Source organism: Myroides oncorhynchi, assembly GCF_020905415.1.
In the GTDB taxonomy this organism is placed as follows: Bacteria; Bacteroidota; Bacteroidia; order Flavobacteriales; family Flavobacteriaceae; genus Flavobacterium; species Flavobacterium oncorhynchi_A.
In genome coordinates, this window is record NZ_JAJJMP010000001.1 from 2,393,441 (window position 1) to 2,415,780 (window position 22,340).

Below are 22,340 nucleotides of genomic sequence, written 5' to 3' on the forward strand. Positions count from 1 at the left end.
ATGTTACATATTCGTGGGAATACTATATTTTTACGTGCTTTAGAGCCTGAAGATTTAGAGTTCATCTATCAGATAGAAAACAATGTTGATTTATGGAAGGTGAGTAATACAATCACTCCATATAGTCGATTCTTGATTCGTCAGTATCTAGAGAATGCACATCTCGATATCTATGAAGTTAAACAATTGCGGTTAGTGATTTGCAACATAGATACTGAAGAAGTATTGGGGTTAATAGATTTGTTTGAATTTGACCCTAAGAATAATAGAGCAGGAGTCGGTATTGTTATCCAGTCTCCTGATGATAGAGGAAAAGGAACGGGGTCAGAAGCGTTAGAATTAGTGATTAATTACAGTAGAGAAGTATTAGGGTTGCATCAACTTTATGCGAACATATCCGTAGATAATCAATCTAGTTTAAAGCTATTCGAAAAGAATGGTTTTACATTAGTGGGAATAAAGAAAGACTGGGAGAGAGTAGGTAATGTCTATATAGACGAAGCATTATATCAATTATTATTTTAAATCGAATTATGAAGTTAAAGAACATTTTAGTTATTCTAGTTGTACTTGGGGGATTTGGACTATTAGGGTATTTATACGTATGGTATGAAAAAGCATTTGGTCCTAATCTACAAAACTGGAATGAGGAACAATATGTTTATATCAAACAAGAAGATAACTTTCTAACAGTATTGAAATTATTAGAACCTCACTTAAAAGATAAAGCGGGTTTTGAAGAAATAGCAGAGCAACGCAGTTATCCATCTAATGTGGTAAGTGGTCGTTTTAAACTTAAGAATGGGATGAATAGCTATGATCTTATTCAGGCATTAAAGAGCAATATTCCTGTCAAATTAACTTTTAACAACATTGAACGCATTGAAGACTTTGCTGGAAAGTTAGGATCTATGTTTGAGACGGATAGTATAGGTTTTCTTGATACATTCTATGAACCTAGTTTCTTACAAGAGCACGGGTTCACAAAAGAGAATGTATTCGTGTTTTTCTTACCGCAGACATATGAATTCTATTGGAATGCAAATCCTCTTAAGATGCGTAATATGATGGAGAAAGAATATATTAAGTTTTGGAATGGTGAGCGTGAGGAGAAGGCTAAAGCTTTAGGATTAACCCCTATACAAGTATCTATCTTGGCATCTATCGTACAGAAAGAGACTGCTAAGAGTGATGAAAAAGCTAGAGTAGCAGGTGTATATCTAAATAGAATAAAATTAGGAATGCCTCTTCAAGCTGATCCAACTGTCGTATTCGCGAAGAAATTATATACAAATGACTTTAAACAAATCATCAAAAGAGTATATCTAAAAGATACGCAAATACCATCACCTTATAATACATATCAGAATGTAGGATTGCCTCCTGGGCCAATCTTTATGTCTGATCAATCAAGTATAGATGCAGTTCTAAATGCTGAACAACACGAGTATGTGTATTTCTGTGCAAGTGTAGATAAATTAGGATACCACGAGTTTGCTATTACTTTAGCACAACACAATGCTAATAGTAAAAAATACAGTGCGTGGCTTAACCAAGCAGGTATCAACTAACAAGAGATCATACTATCAATTTAATCAAAGCTGTCTATTATTAGGCAGCTTTTTTTTTGTGAAATTAATTCCTTTTGGAGAATTAAGAATCAGTGCTCTACGGTTTTTAAGATCTAGTAACTGCGCACAGTATTTCCTCCCTGTAACCACAAGTCCTTCTTTTCGGCTTTTAAGATTTAGCAATCACATTCTATATTTAAACCTAGTGATTACAATACCTCTGCCAATTAGTTTTTGTCTGAACTTAAACTCAATACTTAGTTAGTCGTAGGTTCCCTATCAATAAGAGAAGTATTGCTCGACTAATATTTGTGAGAGTGACTATTTATGGAGAATACTCGAGCAACTTAACATCTTCATTGATTCCTACTAGGATTGAGAGGGTATGATGAAGAGGGGATAATTTGTTTAAAATACCTTAAGGTTTTTGTTTTTAGTTTGTTATGTTTTTTTTGTGGTTAAAAAAAAGAGATGATGTTTTTTGTTTATTCTTCATTTTAAGGTCAAATGAAGGGATTTTAGAAACAAAGTGAACAAATAGATTGATTATTTGGGCTGATTTCCGAAGAATATGAATGGTAAATAAAAAAAAGCAATTGTATTTTTTGGATAGGTTCTGAGTATGAAGCAAAAAAAAAGACTGCGTTAGCAGTCTTTTAGTCGCAATAGTAGTTAGCTATTATATTGTTGTTATTTCCAACCTCCTCCAAGAGCTTTGTATAGCTTCACTCTTGAGATTAGTTTATTCTGTTTTAATTTGTTTAGATTAAGTTCAGTATCTAGCATATTCTTTTGTGCATTGATAATTTCTATATAGTTAGCATATCCACTATTAAATAGTAAGTTAGATTGCTTAACTCCTAATCTAGAAGTAGCTACTTGTTCTTCAGCTATTTCTATTTGTTCTTTTACTGTTTCTAAAGTAATTAATGCATCAGATACTTCTGTAATAGCAGCATAGATTGATTTTTGTAAATCTATTTCAGCTTTAAGTCTTTCTAATTTAGCTACTTCAAAGTTTGTTTTTAACTCTCTTTTGTTAAAAATAGGAGCAGTTAATTCTCCTATAATCCCACCAAATAAAGATCCTGGTATATTAAACCAGTTACTACCTAACATACTATTTAGACCACCTGTTAAGTCTATGGTTAAAGAAGGATATCTGCTAGTCTGTGCTACACCAACTCTAGCATTCTTTGCTTTAAGTTCTAATTCTGCTTGTTGTACATCAGGTCTTTGGCTAACTAAATATAATGGAACACCTGTTGTTAATGTCTCTTCATATTTTACATCAGCTAATTTAGTATCACGTTCTATAGCATCAGGTAACTGACCTGTCAGTAGTGATAGTGCATTTTCTTGAATCGCTATTTGTTGTTTTAACGAAGGGATTAATGCTTTAGCGACTAACATTTGGTTACGAGTCTGCTGTATAGCTAGAGAAGTAGTTTGACCAGCATCTCTTTGTAATTGTACTATTTTCAATGTGTTTTTAGTTAACTCATAGTTAGACTGAGCTACCTCCATCTGAGCATCTAGTAACAATAGATTATAGTACCCTTCAGCGATATTAGCTATTAGGGCTGTTTGAATTGCTTTTTTAGCTTCATGAGTTTGTAGATATGCAGCTAATGCTTCAGCACTGATGCTCTTCATTTTTCCCCATATATCTATTTCCCAACTTACAGATAAAGAGGAGATATATTGAGCAGAGTTTACATACATGTTTTTAGGAGCATCTTTCCCTTTATTTTCATAATACTTTCCAGATGCAGAACCATAGTAATTAGATGATTTATACTGATAGCCTACACTACCTGCCGTTAAATCAATATCAGGTAACCATTCTAGTTTAGCCTGTCTTGCTTTTTGATCTGCTATTTCTATATTTTTCAAGGCATTTTGCATATCAAAGTTATGTATAAGCCCTCTATCAACTAATTCGATTAGTTTCTCATCTTCAAAGAACGATTTCCAATCTATATCAGCAATACCGACTGAGTCTCTAGTATTATTAATAGAGTCTAGTTGACCTCTATATTGTTCTGGTAAGTCTAGTTTAGGCGCTTTGTATTTTGATTGAGGCGCACATGAGTGTAACGCTAAGGCTACTGAAACCACCGATACATACAAAGTACTTTTTATAATTCTCTTTTTGTTCATGGTTTCTATATTTAGTCGTTAGTTATTTTAGATTTAAGTTTTTCGTCCCAAGTTTGGAAGATGAAGAATAATACAGGGATAATAAATATACCTGCTGCAACTCCAAATAACATACCACCTGCCGCACTGAAGCTGATAGAGTGATTTCCTTGAGCTGAAGGACCTACTGTAAACATCAATGGAACTAGACCAGCTACGAAAGCAAAGGACGTCATTAAGATCGGTCTTAGACGCATCTTGGCTCCTTCAACAGCTGCATCGAATACAGATAATCCATTTTTGCGTTGCTGTAAAGCGAACTCTACAATAAGAATTGCATTTTTGGCTAACAATCCAATAAGCATAATTAGACCTACTTGTACATAAATATTGTTTTGTAATCCAGCTAGATTGACAAATAATGCAACACCTAGTAACCCTGTTGGTACTGTCAATAGAATGGCTACAGGTAATAAGTAACTTTCGTATTGCGCACATAATAAGAAATAAACGAATATGATACTCAATCCAAAAATAATTATAGCTTGATTACCAGAGTCTTTTTCTTCTAATGACATACCAGTGTACTCGTAAGAGTAATTACCTGGTAGTTGACCTGTAATATCTTCTATAGCTTTCATCGCGTCACCTGTACTGTATCCAGGAGCAGGTGTTACTTTTACAGAAATAGAATTGTATAAATTATATCTAGTCACTGTCTCAGGACCTAATACTTTCTTTAGTTTAATCAATGTATTAGCAGGAAGCATCTCACCATCTTTATTTTTGACGAAGATAGAAGAGAATGACTGTGGACTTTCTCTAAACGGTATGTCAGCTTGCATATATACGCGATATGTTCTACCAAATCTATTAAAATCTCCGGCTTTCACACGACCGTAATAGTTCTTAACCGTTGTCATTAAGTCCTTCACACTAACTCCTAAAGATTTAGCTTTTACATAATCAATCTCTAGTAGATACTGTGGATAATTCGCTTTAAAAGAAGTAAAGGCATTTGATATTTCCTCTTTTTCTTTTAGTTGTTTAATAACATCATCACTTACTTGGTTAAACTCTGTAAATCCACCTCCCATACGATCTTGAAGTACAAATTCAATACCACCGAAGTCTCCGAAACCTGATATAGTTGGTCTAGGGAATACGTTAAAAGAAGCTTCATTGATCTGAGATAGGTCAGACTGTATCTCATCTATAATTTTGTCTATATTCTTAACGTCACCTCTTTCTTTATAAGGTTTTAGGTTAACATAACCTACAGCAAATGAAGGACTGGCATTACCATCTATGGTGTTATAACCTGAGATAGCTGTCATTCCCACAATATCAGTACGTAGCTTTAAGATACTATCAGCTTTAGCTAATACTAGTTTTGTACGAGCTAATGATGCGCCAGGAGGCATAGCTAAAGAGTAGGTAAGGTAGCTATCATCTTCTCTGGGTATAAATGATGAAGGCGTCTTATATAAATAGAGCACTCCTACACCTATTATTAAAGCTAATCCAGCAATAGCCACTTTCTTATTTGTAATCAATTTTTTTATTGTCACTACATATTTCTCTGTGAAACTATCAAATGCAGTATTAAAAGCAAAGAAGAATTTACCTGCAGCTCTTTTGATCCCTTTTTCTTGTTTCTGAGCAGCATATTCTTCACCAGATGGCTGTTTTAAAAATAAGGCACATAGAGCAGGGCTCAATGTCAATGCGTTTACAGCAGAGATAAGAATAGCAAAAGCCAATGTATAAGCAAACTGTTTATAGAATATCCCAGCTGGTCCTTGCATAAAACCTACAGGTAAGAACACTGCTGACATCACTAAAGTAATAGATATAATCGCTCTAGTGATTTCGTTCATCGTCACGATAGTAGCTTCCTTCGCTTTCATACCTGTGTGATGCATCTTCTCGTGTATGGCTTCCACCACTACGATGGCATCATCTACCACAATACCTATGGCTAGTACTAAGGCGAACATTGTCAATATATTAATAGAGAATCCCATTAAGTATATAAAGAATAATGTACCTACTAATGAAATAGGAATGGCAATAACAGGAATTATTGTAGATCTAAAGTCTTGTAAAAACAGATAAACAATTATAAACACCAAGAAGAATGCTTCAAATAGTGTACTTCTAACTTGGCTTATAGACTCGTCAATCTGTGCTTTTACAGAATAACTTATCTCATAATGGACACCTTGAGGAAAAGATTTAGAGAGTTTTTCTAATACTTTTCTCACTGCAATATCAATATCACGTGCATTAGAACCATTCGTTTGTGTAATATTCATCGTTAGACCAGGGTATCCATTCACACTGTTATCACTTCCCACATTAGAAGCGCCAAATTCTACTCTGGCAACGTCTTTTAACAAAAGAACAGAGCCATCTTTATTTGTTTTGATAACAATATTTTCATACTGTTCAGGAAGACTGAATCTACCTTTATGTTTTAGAGCCGTCTCAAAGGCTTCATCGGATGTCTCTCCAAAACTACCTGGTGCAATCTCAAAGTTTTGATCTTTGATAGCAGCGATTACATCTTGCGGAGTAAGGCTATAAAGAGCTAGTTTTTCTGGGTTTAACCATGTTCTCATAGAGTAATCACGAGCACCTATACGGCTCACAGAAGCTACTCCAGGTACACGAAGTAATTCACGGTTAATATTAATCTGAGTATAAGCTTGTAAGAATGTCTCATCATATACTTCTTCAGGGTGATCACTGTAGAAGTTAATAGTCATAATATTCCCGCTAAGACGAGGTGTTACTGATATACCATTCTCATTCACTTCAGAAGGTAAGTCACCAGCAGCTTTGCTTACTCTATTTTGTACATTCACAGCAGCTTGATCTGGATCAGTACCTGCTTTAAAGAATACATTAATTGTTCCAGATCCACTATTACTAGCTTTAGAGCTTATGTAGGTCATGTTATCTACTCCATTAATAGATTCTTCTATTGGGAGTAAAACACTCTGTGCTACAGTCTCAGCATTAGCTCCAGGATAAGATGTAGATACACTTACACTAGGGGGAGCGATCTCAGGAAATCTAGTAATAGGTAATAATGTGAGTCCAACTAGTCCTAGTAATACAAACATAATAGAGATTACAGTGGCTAGTATAGGACGTTCTATAATGGCTTTAAGCATATTGTTTTTTTTTTGTAAGGTGAGTAAATACTCTAATTTGGTTTTGTTCAGTTTGTTTAGGAAAGTTAGTTCAATGGCTTTACATACATTCCCTCAGTTAATTTATCAAAACCTGTTTTGATAATTCTATCTCCAATGTGTAAACCTTCAGAAACAATAAAGTTATTTCCAGATACTCCGTTTAGTTCTATAGATTTAAGCTTTACTTTGTCTTCTTTATCTAACGTATACACGAATGTTTTGTCTTGAATAGAAGTGGTTACTTCTTGTGGAATCAATATAACATTAGGATTTGTTTCTTTCAGTTTAATTGTACCAGTGTTACCTGATCTCATTACATCTTTAGAATTAGGGAAAGAGGCTCTTAGAGATATAGATCCTGTAGTTCTGTTTACTTGTCCATTGATCATATCTACTTTTCCTTTCTCAGCATATTCATGTCCATCAGCTAATATTAAAGCTACATCAGGTAAGTATTGTCCTGTATTTACGCTATCTTCTCTTTTGTTTCCTTTGCTAAAATATAGGAAATCTGATTCGCTCATACCAAAGTACACATACACTTCACTTACATCAGATAAGACCGTCAGCGGATCTTTATCTCCTTTAGAGACAAGGTTACCAATACGTTTAGGCATACGACCTATATACCCACTAACAGGTGCTTTAATAATAGTATAATCAAGACTAATCTTAGCACTATTAACTGCCGCAGTTGCTTTAGCTAGTGACGCCTTAGCTATCTCATAGTTTGATTTAGCTGTTTCTAATTGTACTTGAGCGATTACCTCATTATCAATAAGAGGTTTTAGACGATCTATTTCTAATTTAGCGTTTTTTAGTTTTGCTTTTTCTACATTTTCAGTAGCTATCATATTGTTTAATACTTCTTGGTAAGGAAGTGGATCTACTTGAAACAAAGGTTGTCCTTCTTTAACGAAAGCTCCTTCATCAACAAATATTTTTTCTAGTATACCTTCTACTTGAGGTCTGATTTCTACGTTTACCTTTCCCTCTATGTTTCCAATATAATCCTTAATCGTAATAGCTGTTGTTGTATCTACTTTTATGATAGGCAATGCTAATGCATTTTCTTTAGGATCTAATGTTTTAGAAGAACCTATATTGCAGCTGTTAATCCCTATCAATGTACCAAACATTATCAACGCTGAGAATGCTACTAAAACTGTTTTTCTACTTGTAATCATAATTATAAAATACTAATTGTTGTTTGAAGGTGAGAGTCTATCTCCATAGTGTAGGTATTCAATACTAATGCCAAAAACATAAAATCTGATAATTTTCAGTATTTTTTTTGTATTAAATATTTGAATAATAAGTGTTTGTGTTTGAATTGTGTAGTGGTGGAACTAATCATATTGTTTAATTTTAGCTAAGGTTATTTTGTAAAGTTGTTGAATTATGTGGTATCGCTCTACACATTGACTATTCAAGGAGCCTTATAAAGGTAAGAAATAAACAATATTATTAAGTAAATATTAATTAATAATGATAAATTATGTTAATTAATTTATTTGGAAGTGCGGTATTTGGAATAGAAGCTACCACTATTACAGTGGAAGTTCACATTGATAATGGAGTAGTGTATCTCTAGTAGGATTGCCTGATATTGCTATTAAAGAAAGTAGCTATAGAATAGCAGCAGCCCTTAAGAATAATACATTTAAGCTTCCAGGAAGAAAGATTACAGTTAACCTCGCGCCAGCTAATTTACGCAAAGAGGGATCTGCTTATGATCTCGTTATAGCTATAGGGATTTTAGCTGCTTCTGATCAAATCAGTCTTAATGATAAATTATCTGAGTATATTATGATGGGGGGGGGGGCTATCTCTGGATGGTTCTATACAGTGTATTAATGGAGCACTGCCTATTGCTATTAAAGCTAAGGAGGTAGGGTTTAAGGGGATTCTTATTCCTAAAGAGAATGAGATGGAGGCTGCTATAGTGGAAGAGTTAGAAGTATCTGGAGTAAGTAATATAAGTGAGGTAATTGATTTTATAGAAGGGAGAGGGGAGTTAATTCCTATAAGTATTAATCTAGAGGAAATGTTTAATACGGAGGCAGAACAACATTTAGAAATAGACTTTAAAGATGTAAAAGGACAAGAAAGTATAAAGAGAGCGATGGAGAGAGCGGCGGCTGGTGGGCATAATATTATCCTGATAGGTCCGCCAGGATCTGGAAAAACAATGTTAGCAAAGCAACTACCAAGTATATTGCCTGCTATGACGATAGATGAGGCATTAGAAACAACTAAAATACACAGTGTCGTGGCAAAGGCAAAAGACTGTGGGCTCATGAGAGCACGGCCTTTTAGAAACCTTCACCATACTGCTTCGTCTGTAGCTCTAGTAGTAGGAGGGAGTTACCCTCAACCTGGTGAAATATCACTAGCCCATAATGGGGTGTTGTTTTTAGATGAGTTGCCAGAATTTAAAAGAGAAGTATTGGAAGTCATGAGACAGCCATTAGAAGATAGAGAAGTAACAATATTAAAAGCAAAATTTACAATTACTTATCCATCTTCCTTTATGTTAGTAGCAAGTATGAATCCTAGGCCTAGTGGATATTTTAATGATCCAGATGCTCCAGTAAAGTCTTCTCAAGTAGAAATGCAACGCTATTTAAGTAAAATATCAGGTCCATTATTAGATATAATAGATATTCATATAGAGGTTAATCCTGTGCCTTTTGAAAAATTATCTGACAAACAATTGTCTGAGCCTAGTAAGGATATTCGTGAGAGGGTAGTTAAGGTAAGAGATATACAATCACTTCGCTTTTTAAATCACAAAGGAGTACACTATAATGCTCAAATGTCTGTGGCTCTATTAAGAAAGTATTGTGCCTTACAAGAGGATTCTCTTTCTTTATTAAAAAAGGCAATGGATAAGCTTAATTTATCCGCAAGAGCGTATGATAGGATTTTAAAAGTATCTAGAACAATAGCAGATTTGAATAAGTCAGAAAATATAATGCCTCAGCATATAGCTGAGGCATTACAGTATCGCAGTCTAGATAGAGAAGGATGGTTAGGATAATTTTTCTTCCTCTTCTAGGTTAAATCCAATGACTTGTTTGTACAACACAAAATATACAGCAAATAAGTAAGGTAAAACAAATAACATACCTACGACAAAAAATAATAAACCACTGATTAGGAAAAAGTAGTTTAATATGATGGTTAGTATAATAGGTATAGGTTGTTTGTTTACTACCATTATGCTGTTCTTAAGTGCTGTTATAGGGTTTAGATGACCAAATATTATTAATGGAATAGTAAATATAGTCAGTGTACTTACAATCCAGTTGATTGCCATAGATACCATCTCTAGGTTCATCATTTTTAAGGGAATAGTTATTCCCATAAACACTATTGCTATTAATAAATGAGCTATGAAAACATAAAGTCCTTTAATACTAAAGAAATATTTAAAGGAATTTAAAAATGAAGGGACTTTACCTAAAGAGACTTCTGCATTAACTTTATAAAAACCAGCAATCAATACACTGCCTAATGCGCTAAAAATTGCAAAAAAGACAAGGTAGTAATAGAAGTATGGAACTTCCATAATCTTTAATGTTAGTTCTTTTACTTGTTCTTGTAGTATCTCTGGGTTTTCATCAAAAGTAATAAATTGCCCAAGTATAAGTGATCCTATAAATGTAAATGCAAAAAATGATAATAATAGAGAAGTAATTACTAAGAAAAAGGTTTTTTTATAATAGAGAAATGCTTCAGCCATTACTTGAAATGGAGCTAAAGCATAACTATTCTGTTTAATATTATTTAAGATATCTTTTAAGTTTGTCATGGGTGTTAAACTCTATTGTGTAGAGTATTGTTTTTTTTGTATTAAACTCAGGTTTCGCATAAGTCTAATAAGAGTTAGTTATTCTAGTGCTACTAGGGAATACATATTACTTTAGACATCTCTATCTAATAAAATCAAAGGTATTTCCTTGTTTTAGATCAGCAGTATCATATCCTTTCATAAACCATTCTTTTCGTTGTTTGGATGTACCATGAGTAAATGAATCAGGGTTAACTTGTCCTGATACTCTTTTCTGAATAGCATCATCTCCCACAGCTTGAGCAGCACTTAGTGCAATATCAATATCTTTAGCATCTAAATACTTTTGATTGTATTTAGCCCACATACCAGCGTAAAAATCAGCTTGTAGTTCTAATCCTACAGATAATTTATTTGCTTCTTTTTTACTTATACCTTGTTGTGCTTGATGTACTTTGCTGTTTGTACCAAGAAGAGTTTGGACGTGGTGTCCTACTTCATGAGCGATGACATAAGCTATAGCGAAGTTACCTCTCTCTGCTCCAAAACGAGTGTGTAGTTCTTCAAAGAATCTTAAGTCCATATATACCGTCTCATCAGCAGGACAGTAGAAAGGACCTACATCAGCTGTAGCGCTACCACATTGTGTATTTACTTTGTCATCAAATAATTCCATTTTAGGTTCACGGTATTGCATGCCATTTTCTTTGAATACCTTATGCCATACGTCTTCTGTATCAGCAAACATAACAGCTACCATCTTTCCCATTTCGACCTCTTCATTTGAGAGTTGTCTAGTGTCTACTTGTTCTGTTTGTTGATTATTGCCTCCCATTTGTTCAATAACAGGAGCAATCTGCTTACCAGTTTCTCCTCCAAACAAATAAAGTAAGGTAGCTATTATACCAATTAAACCACCACCTAAAGCTGTCTTACCAGCTGTAGATTTACCTCTGTTATCTGTAACGTTCTTACTTTCTCGTCTACCTTCCCATTTCATAATGAAAAATTTTTATTGCAAAAATAGCAAAAATAGGGGATGTTGAGTCAATTAATGCGAATATTGATAGAAGGTTGAGGTTAGAAAGAAAAATCCCCTCCAATAAAAATGTTTTGAAGGGGATGGAGTTCAACCTAGAATCAGCATTAGCCAAATACTACAAAGTAATTCTACGTCATAACTCTTTCACTAATTCAGACCTATTTTGTATAATTACTTTTAGTTTATCTATCTATCACTTATTCTGGGTTTAAATAAATTGTCTACTTAAAAAGTATACGCTAGACTAAGTTTAAATGATAGAGGAGGAGTAGCTCTCCAACCATAATGTGTATATCCCCAAGCTCCTGGGAAATATCCCACATAGTTATATCTATCTGTAATATTGTTGACTATAAGATTAAAGGCATAATTGTCTTTCTTATAAGATACACCACCGTCAAGAGTGAAGTAATCATCAGGTAAATATGTTTTGGCTTGGACAGGAGCTTGTGAGCGATCTTTTTGATATTGATACCCTAGAGAAAAACCTAAACCTTCAAAGGTTCCTGATGACACTCTATACGTTAACCAAGCATTAGTACTGTGCTTTGCAGTTCCTGGAAGTAGTTGTCCTTTCTTATTAGGATTATTGTCTTCAGTTATCTTAGCATCTGTATAAGCATAGTTCATAGTCAATGTTAATCCTTCTGTGATTTGGCCATTCATATCAAACTCTATTCCTTTAGATTTAGCTTTACCACTTTGCACCATAATTTGATTATTAGCACTTGCATCTAATGGAGTTAATATATTAGTTTTATCTACTTGATAGAAGGCTAAAGAGGTGAATAGTTTCTTTTCAAACCAAGTTTTCTTAAGTCCAAACTCCTTGTTAGTTCCTTTAGAAGGATCTGCTGTTTTGTTATTCTCTAATTTACCTGCTTGTTCTTGAAAGCTTTGATCATAAAGTGCATAAGCTGTTAATGCAGGTGTAATAGAATAACTTACACTAAATCTTGGTGTATAAGCTTGATTTTTTACAACATCTCCTTTAGAAGCACTTGTTGTTTTTTCTGTTGAGGTGTAACGTACTCCTAATCCTAGTCTAAGTTTCTCATCAAGTAATAATATCTCATCTTGAATGTATAATGAGATGTAGCTATACTCCTGTATATTACCAGCAGCTCTTTCTCTTAAAGAACGAGAGCGATCATAAGTAGGAATGTCTTTTTTTGTTAGTTTTCCATATACTGGATTATAGATGTTGAATTTAGGCCCAACTTGAATGATATTCCCCTTATCATCTGCAATTTCTGACCAATCAGCCATATGTTCTTTTTGCCCCATATCTAAACCGAAAAGAACATTGTTTTTAATCTTGTCAGTGATATTAAATTTACCATTCATATACACTTGACCTACTTTAGCAGTGTTTAATGCATCATTTATTGATAATCCGCGTGTGACATTACCTTGATCATCTATAGAATTATAAATTGGATACATATTCTCTCCTTCCATAGTTGCTTTTACATACCCTAGTTTAGCAGTAAGATTCCAATCATCATTTAGACGGTGATTAAGATTAATGAATACATTATGCTCTTTAATCGTAGTAGGGTCTATGATAGGATCGCTAAAAGTAAATTTACGCGGAAGGTCTTTAAAACCATTCTTAGAATAGGCATATTTCGCAAACCCACCTTCGAATTCATTAGAGTTAAATATATATTCAAAAGTAACGTTGGTATCTTCGCTAATGTTGTATTTTAGAGAAGGAGCAAATGATAGATAACTGTTTTTATTGTATAGTTGATATGAACTTGTTTTGGTAGCCATACCATTTAGGCGGAATAATAGTTTTTCATTTTTTGCCAGTTTAGTATCCACATCTACTTCTGCACGATATAGATTATAACTACCTAGTGTAGTTCTGATAGTAGTCTTATTAGCCCCCATAGGCTTTTTGGTAACAATGTTATAGAATCCACCAGGCTGAGTGTTTCCCATCATAAAACCTGCCGGTCCTTTAACGAATTCTACTCGTTCTATAAAAGTATTATCTTCTCGCAGAGGGCCGAAAGTACCAGATATATCCATCCCATTACGTAAGTTAGTAGCAGTATATCCTCGAGCATAAATACCTGCACCAGCTTGTTCTTGATGTAATACAGAACGAACACCACTCACATTCTGTGCGATCGCATCACTCATCGTAATACTAATTTGGTCATCCATTAACCCTTTATCGATGACTTGGATATTTTGTGGTACGTCAAGTAAATTAGCAGCTGTACGCAATGAAGAAGAAGAACGAATATTCTTATTTGTATTAATGACCACAGCATTTAGTGTTTCGCTATTGTCATCATAAAGCATAAAGTCTTTTGATAATGTTTGATTAGTTGTTATCGTAATACTATCTCTCTCTATTGTATTTTTATATTGTACCGTTATAAGGTACTTCCCAGATTTAATGTTTTCGAATAGATATTTTCCATTGTTATCAGCTATTGCTGTAAATACATTATTGTTTAAGATAATACTAGTCCCTGCTAGTTTCTCTTGTGTATGACTGACAATAGTCCCTTTAAGGTTTCCATTCTCTTGTGCAAAGCTATTTAAAGAGGCTAGTAGTAGACCTGTAAATAGATATTTATGACTTGTTTTAATTAAAAATAGTGGTTTCATCAAATAGTTAATTTAGATTGAATAAATTTGAATTCGCAAACAAAAGTATGTTCTCTATTATGGACTGGCTTAGCCAAAAGGGAATAAAAAATAGCATTTTAGTAATCTAAGTAGTAGTTTATGAAAAACGGAGAAGAGATAGTAGAGTTCTTTGTGATAGAGAATATGGTGACTAAAGCTATGTCCCAAACTAAGAAAGAGCTTGTAAATGATTTAGGAATGTTTACTACTTATTATATATTCGATAGTGTGGATATTATTATAAGACAATACTATCTAAAGTATAATCAAGATTATAAGTTGCAGTATGTATTTGAAGAGACTGATTATATAGAGTTAAGTTTCTTTTTTGGGAAGCATATTGTACGGGATGTTTTAAATGGGAAAACGAATAGATACCTTCCATTTCATTGTTATTTAGGATATCTTCAATGCGGTAGTACAGCAGATGTACTATTTGAGAAAGATGCTGTATATGAACATTTAGATATCTATTTGCCTCTAGATTTTTTTAATGAATGGAGCCAGTATGATGAGACTATTGCTGAGTTTACTAATGCGATTAAGAATAATCAGTCTTATAGTTTAGTGAAAGGGGTAAAATTGACTCAAGAGTTACTAATCTTATGTAATGCAATCAAGACTTGTAACTATAAAGGTATTGCAAAGGAAATCTTTGTGAAAAGTAAAGTTTTAGAAATTGTCTCTATTTTGTTAAATGAGAAAGAAGAGAGAGTAGAGGAGTGTACTAAGTTACAACTCGGTATAAAACTGACAGTGGAAGATGAGGCAATCTTATTAAATGTACGTGATTTTATAGATCTAAACTATAAAGAGTTTTATACTACAGAGGAGCTGTCAAAGATGTTTTTTATCAATGAGTATAAATTAAAAAAAGGCTTTAAGTATTTGTATAATTTAGGTTTGTTTGAATATGCACAACAGAGAAGAATGAATGTCGCTATTCAGAAGTTGGAAGCTGCTAAGCACACTATAACAGAGATAGCTTTTGATCTAGGATATTCATCTTCTGTCGCTTTTTCTAAAGCGTTTAAAAAGCACTATGGGTATCCTCCTAAAAAATTCTGTCTAACAGATATATAAAAAGAAAAACGAGCTGTTTAATTTTAAATAGCTCGTTCTTTTTATATTTTAGTCAACGGTTATTAAGCCATTGTAGTGAAAACGTTTTGTACGTCGTCATCCTCTTCGATCTTGTCTAACAATTTCTCAACATCAGCCATTTCAGCTTCTGTTAATTCTTTTGTTACTTGAGGAATTCTATCAAATCCAGAAGATAAAATCTCGATACCTCTACTTTCCAATTCTTTTTGGATAGCACCAAAGCTTTCGAAAGGAGCATAAATCATTACACCATCTTCATCCTCAAAGATTTCGTCGATACCGAAGTCTATTAATTCTAATTCGAACTCTTCTAAATCTCTACCTTCTTCAGCAGGGATTCTAAAGTTACACGTGTGGTCAAACATAAACTCAACAGAACCTTGTGTACCCATTGTTCCGTTACATTTGTTGAAGTAACTTCTAATGTTTGCTACTGTTCTATTATTGTTATCAGTTGCTGTTTCGATTAAGAAAGCGATTCCGTGTGGTCCGTATCCTTCGAAGATAACTTCTTTATAGTTCTCAGTATCTTTATCTGTAGCACGTTTAATAGCACGTTCTACGTTTTCTTTAGGCATATTCGCTGCCTTAGCATTTTGTATTACTGCACGAAGGCGTGAATTAGCCTCAGGATTAGGTCCGCCTTCTTTAACAGCCATTACGATATCCTTACCAATTCTTGTAAACGTTTTAGCCATAGCAGACCAACGTTTTAGCTTACGTCCTTTTCTAAATTCAAACGCTCTTCCCATAATAATTATTTACTTAATTTTTAGTAGTGCAAAAATAACTCATTATTCAAATATATCACAAAAAAAAAGAGAGCTTATTTCTAAACTCTCTTCTATTTGTCTTATTTTTTGTAAAATGGTGTTTTTACCACTTTTGCTTCAATATCATTTTTACGAATACGAATAAAGATTTGGCTTCCTTCAGCAGCTAATGCTACAGGAACATATCCCATTCCAATTCCTTTTCCTAATGAAGGAGATTGTGTACCAGAAGTAACTTTACCAATTACGTTACCTTGAGCATCTACGATTTCATAGTCATGTCTAGGAATACCTTTACCAACTAGTTCGAAACCAATCAATCTATTTTTGATACCAGCTTCTTTTTCAGCCTTTAAATTATCAGAGTTGATAAAGTCTTTCGTAAACTTAGTTACCCATCCTAATCCTGCTTCTAATGGAGAGATTTCATCATTTAGTTCATTTCCATATAGGCAGTATCCCATTTCTAAACGTAGTGTATCACGAGCAGCTAATCCGATAGGCTTGATACCCCAATTAGCACCAGCTTCGAATACTTTATTCCAAAGAGCTTCTACATCTTCATTTTTTACGTAAACTTCAAAACCTCCAGAACCTGTATATCCTGTAGCAGAGATTACGACATCTTTAACACCAGCGAAAGTATCAATCACAAAGTTGTAGAATTTGATATCAGCTAAGTTTACAGCAGTTAAGCTTTGCATAGACTCAATAGCTTTAGGTCCTTGTATAGCTAAGATAGAGTAGGCATCAGATAGATTCTCTAAAGTAGCATTCACATCATTATGAGAGCTTACCCAGTTCCAATCTTTTTCAATATTTGATGCGTTTACAACCATCAAATATTCACTTTCATTTACTCTATAAGTAATAATATCATCAATTACTCCACCTGTTGTGTTAGGGAAGTAGCAATATTGTGCTTTTCCATCTACTAAAACAGATGCATCATTAGAAGTAACTTTTTGGATTAATGCTAATGCATTTGGCCCAGATATTTTGAAAATCCCCATGTGAGATACATCAAATACACCAACTCCGTTTCTTACTGTTTCGTGTTCTGCATTTACTCCTTCATATTGCACAGGCATATTAAAACCTGCAAATGGAACCATCTTAGCTCCTAAAGCTTCGTGTATGTGGTTTAAAGTTACTTGTTTCATTGTGTTGTTAATGATTTAATTAAATTAGGTGCTAAAGTAAGTTTTTTTTATCTTAAATAAAAGCGACTTTATATCGTTGTTTTTATTGTTATAAGCGCTATTTTATTTTATTTGTATTATTACCAACGAGATATAGATGTTAAATGTTTGATATTGATTTTTAATTGTTTAGTGTTTTAGTTATATTTAATGTAATCTAATTTTTAAAGAACTTAATTATGGAAAGAGCAATAAAAATAGCTGTAGCAATTTTTTTAATTTTGAGTGCATTTACATCTTCACCTGATTTAGATCTTTTAGTTGGATTTATAGTCATAGTAGCCCTAGGTATCTTAGCTTATAATTCCCATCTAAATAAGAAATTGATTGAGATGACGATGTATTTAGTGATTATAGGTATGTTTCAACCTTTTTATGAGTTGCCAATTGATTCTAAATGGTGGTTTATAATTAATCTTGTTGTAGCTGTGTATCTGGTTATTTCTACATTTATCTCTCGTTCTAAGGTGAAAGATAATAATGCTTAGTACCGTATTTCATAAAACAAAAACAACTCCTTTTGTATAAAATGGAGTTGTTTTTGTTTTATGAAAGTTCTTTATTTTAAGTAAAAGCGTGTGGTAATCAATGTTTGGAGGCATAGTCTATTGAATTTACAACATATAAGTATTTTTGTTTTTTTTGTATTATCATGTATTTGTTAATAAACTTTATATATGTAGGTTGTATTGTTATATTTAATGTTATTTTAATGATTGATTTGTTGTTAATATATTAATTTTATGTATTGACTTTGTTTTTATGTTAATATTGATGTTTTTTTAGTACATTAGCATTTGCTAAGCAAGAAAATATTAAGCAGGTTATCTAAATTATTATTAAAAAACAGAGTGGGGACTTGTTTTTTCTTATATAGATGATTCTGATTAGGCCATTCGTAAGGATGGCCTTTTTTAGGCTTACTCAACTAATAATTGGTATTTGTGTTCACAATTTTAGTTTTTAAGGTAAAAAAAGCCAAGGATAGTTAGCCTTGGCTTTCTTCTTTTAGGACTAGTCACACAAAAAAAGTCGGAGCTATTGCTATCGCTCCGACTTAAAAAATGAAAGGTATTATAAAAAAATGATGATTAAAGTTTAATGTTTTTAAGTCTTAATGAGTTAGTAATAACAGAGACAGAACTAAAACTCATCGCTACAGCTGCTATCATAGGAGATAATACAATACCAAACATTGGATATAATATCCCCGCTGCTATTGGTATTCCTACACTGTTATAGATAAATGCGAAGAACAAGTTTTGTTTAATATTCTTCATTACTCCATGACTTAAATTAATTGCTTTTGGTATACCTATTAAATCTCCTTGCAATAAAGTTACTTCAGCACTTTCTATAGCTACATCAGTACCTGTACCCATCGAGATACCTACATTGGCCTGTGCTAGAGCAGGAGCATCATTTATTCCATCACCTGCCATTGCAACAATTTTGCCTTGTTCTTGTAATTTTTTGATTTCATTTAATTTGTCTTCAGGCATCGCTTCAGCTAAGAAATGTTTAATACCTAATTCATTAGCTACAGCCTTAGCTGTATTAGGGTTATCACCAGTGATCATAATCACTTCGATACCTTTGTCTTGTAATTGTTTTACAGCTTGTTTACTACTTTCTTTTATTTTGTCAAACAGTACAGCGTATCCGATGATTGTATTTCCTTCTGCTATATACGACACAGTTTTTCCTAAGTTTTGTTCTTTTTCTACTTGTGGTAGAATACTAGCTGTTATTTCAGCTTGTACTACTTCCATAAGCGCTTTATTCCCTAGAGAAACACGCTTTTTATCTACCACACCTTGTATTCCTTTTCCTGTGATGTTATTAAACATTTTGACAGGAGTTAACTGCATCTTTTGTTCTTTCGCTTTATTAGTAAATGAAGTAGCCAGTGCGTGCTCACTATTTTGATTTAATGAAGCTGTAAGCATTAATAACTCCTCTTCAGTATAATCAGGGTGTACACTTACTATTTTCTCTACTGAAGGTTTTCCTTCTGTAAGGGTACCTGTTTTGTCAGTGATTAATACATTTACTTTATTGGCTGTTTCTAAAGCTTCAGCATTCTTTATTAGAATCCCATTTTGAGCTCCCTTACCGATACCTACCATAATAGACATAGGAGTAGCTAATCCTAACGCACATGGACAAGCGATAATTAATACAGCAAGCGCATTTACGAATGCGTAAGCAAGTCTAGGCTCAGGTCCCATAACTTTCCATAGAATAAATGTCGCTATAGAAATCAGAACGACGATAGGTACGAAGTACTTCGCTACCTGATCTGCTAACTTCTGGATAGGGGCTCTAGATCTACTTGCGTTATTCACCATTTCGATGATCTGTGCTAATAGAGTTTCATTACCTACTTTTTCTGCAGTCATAATGAATGAACTATTTCCGTTGATTGTACCAGAGACTACTCTATCGTCTTTTACCTTGTGTACAGGGATAGGTTCTCCTGTAATCATAGATTCATCTATACTAGATTCTCCTTCGCTGATCACACCATCTACAGGTATTTTTTCTCCTGGTTTTACACGCAGGCGATCCCCTTTTATTATTTTCTCTATTTGGATTACTTCTTCACCACTGTCAGTTACTAAAGTAGCTTCAGTAGGTGATAGTTTTAATAATTCTTTGATAGCTGTATTAGTACGGCTATGTGCTTTAGCCTCCATTACTTGCCCAACTAATACTAGCGTTAGGATAACTGCAACAGATTCAAAATAAAGATGTATACCATGTTCTCCTTTGAAATCTTGAGGAAACAAGTCTGGGAAGAATAGGGCTACTACACTGAATAGTAAACCAGCAGCTGATCCTAATCCAATCAAACTAAACATATTCAGATTCCAAGTTTTGAATGAAGTCCACGCTCTAGTAAAGAACATCCAACATACCCATACTACTGGAATAGTAAACAACATCTGTATATAATTATTCCACTCGTGTGGTACTATCTTACCGATCGGATCACCTGGTATCATAGACCCCATGGCTAGTATAAAGACAGGAATAGTAAAACCAACTGATATACGCAACTTCTTAAGCATATCAGTGTATGTAGTGTCTTCCTGTTCTACCATTATTGTTTTAGGGACTAGATTCATCCCACATTTAGGACAGTTACCTGGTTTGTCATACGTTTTATCTCCCTCACACAGCATTGGACAGTAATATACAGTCTTTTCTATTTTAGGAGCAGGTATTTGTTCTAAGTTCATTCCACACACAGGGCATCCTACATTGGTATCATATACTTTATCTCCCTCACATAGCATAGGACAGAAGTATTTACCCGCTTTATCAGCCATACCTTCAGGTAATTCTTGTTGATACATATCTTCCTCACTTATTTCTAATGCAGGAAGTATCTCTTGCGTACCATCTTCTTTAGTCACTATCTCTTGTAAAATATAGTTTCCTTTTTGAAGCAATGCTTTTTGCAAGGTTAATGTATCTATATCGTGATGTGATTCTATGTTAGCATATTCTTTTTCTAAAGAGACTTCAGCTTTAATACCGTGCAATTCATTAAGTGTATCTTCTATTTTGGTTCTACAACCATTACAGCTCATACCACTTACTTTATATTCTTTTTTCATATCTATAAGGTATTCTTATTTACTTATACAAAGTACGAATAAAAAGACAGTTTAGTTGTTATACAATTATGATGAAGGGTTATATCTTTTTGGATACCTGTGAGTTCATAGTGATTACTATACTGTTATTTCATATTCATTTGATAAGTACTTTAATGATAGTCGAAATCATGTAGATTTAAAAGAGAAATAGGCCAGGTAAGAGTAGTTTTTTTGTATTTTAGTTTTTTGAAACAAAGAGAATATGAGAAGAGTAGGTACAGGAATATTCGTTATTGGATTATTACTAATAGGCTGTAAAAAGGAAGGAAAAAGTATTGTTAATGAGATAGTTGTAGTAGAGGATGGTTTAAAATCAGATAATGTAGAAGTCTTAGGTAAGTTTGAAGAAGGAGCACTGACTTATCAGATGTCTTTTAGCGATACTATAGTTGATGAGTTTATTAGAGCGATAAGTGAGGATCCTTTGTATAGTAAGGAATTAGCGAAGAAGTATATTAGTCAATTACCTACTGAGCAAGCGGAGTATTTAAGTTTCTTTTTAAAGGCTAATCCTGGCTTTATCACTAGATATGGCACATTTCCATTCTTAAAAAATAATATCTATGTGGCGGGCTATGAGGTGATTTTTAAAGGAGAGGGAGTTAGTTATATATTAGAGAATAGATGGAATGAATTACTAGAAGAAGGACAAGGATATGCTGGGTCTACCATAGTGCCTAATACGAAGCTAAACTTTAGCTATGGTAAAGATTTTCTAGAAGCAGAACAGTTGCAAACGAATATTACCTTAGATAAGTACGATCGAGTAGCTACTGGTGAGGTTAGCGAAATAGCGGGTTATGCAGTAGAGAAGATTATATATACTCGCAAGCCATCTGTGATATCTGGCGAACGTATTCTACCTAAGTCTGTGATAGCTTATAGTAGTAAGTCTTTTAATCCTGTTATTAATAAAGTAATGCCTTACTGGGTAGCAGAAGAACAGGGAATCTTAAAGCTAGAAGTAGAATTATCAGAATCAGAGCATAGTATTCAGATGATCTATCAAGCAAGTATGGCTGTTAAACGTAAACTTATAGAAGACGAAACTTCTATATTAGCTACAAAAGCATTTGTCTTAATTAAGGAAAATAAAGACTTCTCATCTTTTAATGTAAGCATTGCTAAGATTGTTGTTCCTCCTAGTTTATAAAAATAATGTAACCAAAAACAAACCATGTAAATAG

The 22,340-nt window shown here is 33.5% G+C and carries 14 protein-coding genes and 1 pseudogene; 6 read left to right on the plus strand and 9 right to left on the minus strand.

Annotated elements, in window-relative coordinates; genetic code table 11:
- Complete coding sequence (locus LNQ81_RS10650; RefSeq protein ID WP_229946578.1) at positions 1–525, plus strand: GNAT family N-acetyltransferase; 525 nt, start codon at positions 1–3, stop codon at positions 523–525.
- Between the two features lie 8 nt (positions 526–533).
- A complete protein-coding gene (mltG, locus tag LNQ81_RS10655; protein ID WP_229946580.1) occupies positions 534–1,571 on the plus strand; it encodes an endolytic transglycosylase MltG in 1,038 nt (345 codons plus the stop codon).
- Between the two features lie 690 nt (positions 1,572–2,261).
- Here mltG and LNQ81_RS10660 read toward each other — a convergent pair.
- From LNQ81_RS10660 to LNQ81_RS10670, 3 genes are all read right to left on the minus strand, one after another.
- Entirely contained in the window at positions 2,262–3,734 is a 1,473-nt protein-coding gene (locus LNQ81_RS10660; protein ID WP_229946582.1) for an efflux transporter outer membrane subunit, read from the minus strand.
- Between the two features lie 11 nt (positions 3,735–3,745).
- Positions 3,746–6,895, minus strand: a complete 3,150-nt coding sequence (locus LNQ81_RS10665) for an efflux RND transporter permease subunit (protein ID WP_229946584.1) — start codon at positions 6,893–6,895, stop codon at positions 3,746–3,748.
- A gap of 65 nt (positions 6,896–6,960) precedes the next feature.
- Positions 6,961–8,103, minus strand: a complete 1,143-nt coding sequence (locus LNQ81_RS10670; protein ID WP_229946585.1) for an efflux RND transporter periplasmic adaptor subunit — start codon at positions 8,101–8,103, stop codon at positions 6,961–6,963.
- A gap of 311 nt (positions 8,104–8,414) precedes the next feature.
- On the opposite strand from LNQ81_RS10670, the pseudogene LNQ81_RS10675 reads away from it, so the two are divergent.
- Positions 8,415–9,959 (plus strand): annotated as a pseudogene (locus tag LNQ81_RS10675) (YifB family Mg chelatase-like AAA ATPase).
- Here LNQ81_RS10675 and LNQ81_RS10680 read toward each other — a convergent pair.
- The 3 genes from LNQ81_RS10680 to LNQ81_RS10690 all read right to left on the minus strand — a co-directional run bounded on the left by LNQ81_RS10680 (position 9,951) and on the right by LNQ81_RS10690 (position 14,385).
- Entirely contained in the window at positions 9,951–10,733 is a 783-nt protein-coding gene (locus LNQ81_RS10680) for a hypothetical protein (protein ID WP_229946587.1), read from the minus strand. The pseudogene LNQ81_RS10675 and the gene LNQ81_RS10680 overlap by 9 nt on opposite strands.
- A 121-nt stretch (positions 10,734–10,854) precedes the next feature.
- Positions 10,855–11,712, minus strand: coding sequence for a KPN_02809 family neutral zinc metallopeptidase (gene ypfJ / locus LNQ81_RS10685; protein WP_229946590.1), 858 nt, complete (start codon positions 11,710–11,712; stop codon positions 10,855–10,857).
- 267 nt (positions 11,713–11,979) lie between these two features.
- Positions 11,980–14,385: a TonB-dependent receptor gene (locus LNQ81_RS10690; protein ID WP_229946593.1), complete on the minus strand. Its 2,406-nt coding sequence runs from the start codon at positions 14,383–14,385 to the stop codon at positions 11,980–11,982.
- A gap of 120 nt (positions 14,386–14,505) precedes the next feature.
- Here LNQ81_RS10690 and LNQ81_RS10695 point away from each other — a divergent pair, with 120 nt between their 5' ends.
- Entirely contained in the window at positions 14,506–15,489 is a 984-nt protein-coding gene (locus tag LNQ81_RS10695; protein ID WP_229946596.1) for a helix-turn-helix domain-containing protein, read from the plus strand.
- A gap of 62 nt (positions 15,490–15,551) precedes the next feature.
- On the opposite strand, the gene LNQ81_RS10700 is transcribed toward LNQ81_RS10695, so the two are convergent.
- Entirely contained in the window at positions 15,552–16,262 is a 711-nt protein-coding gene (locus LNQ81_RS10700) for a YebC/PmpR family DNA-binding transcriptional regulator (RefSeq protein ID WP_229946598.1), read from the minus strand.
- A 101-nt stretch (positions 16,263–16,363) separates the two neighbouring features.
- The gene (gene gcvT / locus LNQ81_RS10705) at positions 16,364–17,446 is read right to left on the minus strand and encodes a glycine cleavage system aminomethyltransferase GcvT (protein ID WP_229946600.1); all 1,083 of its coding nucleotides are present in this window, start codon (positions 17,444–17,446) and stop codon (positions 16,364–16,366) included.
- A 218-nt stretch (positions 17,447–17,664) separates the two neighbouring features.
- Here gcvT and LNQ81_RS10710 point away from each other — a divergent pair, with 218 nt between their 5' ends.
- Positions 17,665–17,973: a DUF6804 family protein gene (locus LNQ81_RS10710; RefSeq protein WP_229946602.1), complete on the plus strand. Its 309-nt coding sequence runs from the start codon at positions 17,665–17,667 to the stop codon at positions 17,971–17,973.
- A gap of 603 nt (positions 17,974–18,576) precedes the next feature.
- Here the strand turns inward: LNQ81_RS10710 and LNQ81_RS10715 are convergent.
- Complete coding sequence (locus LNQ81_RS10715) at positions 18,577–21,111, minus strand: heavy metal translocating P-type ATPase (RefSeq protein WP_229946603.1); 2,535 nt, start codon at positions 21,109–21,111, stop codon at positions 18,577–18,579.
- 244 nt (positions 21,112–21,355) lie between these two features.
- Between LNQ81_RS10715 and LNQ81_RS10720 the strand changes: the two genes are divergently transcribed.
- The gene (locus tag LNQ81_RS10720; RefSeq protein ID WP_229946605.1) at positions 21,356–22,306 is read left to right on the plus strand and encodes a hypothetical protein; all 951 of its coding nucleotides are present in this window, start codon (positions 21,356–21,358) and stop codon (positions 22,304–22,306) included.
- Positions 22,307–22,340 lie beyond the last annotated feature (34 nt).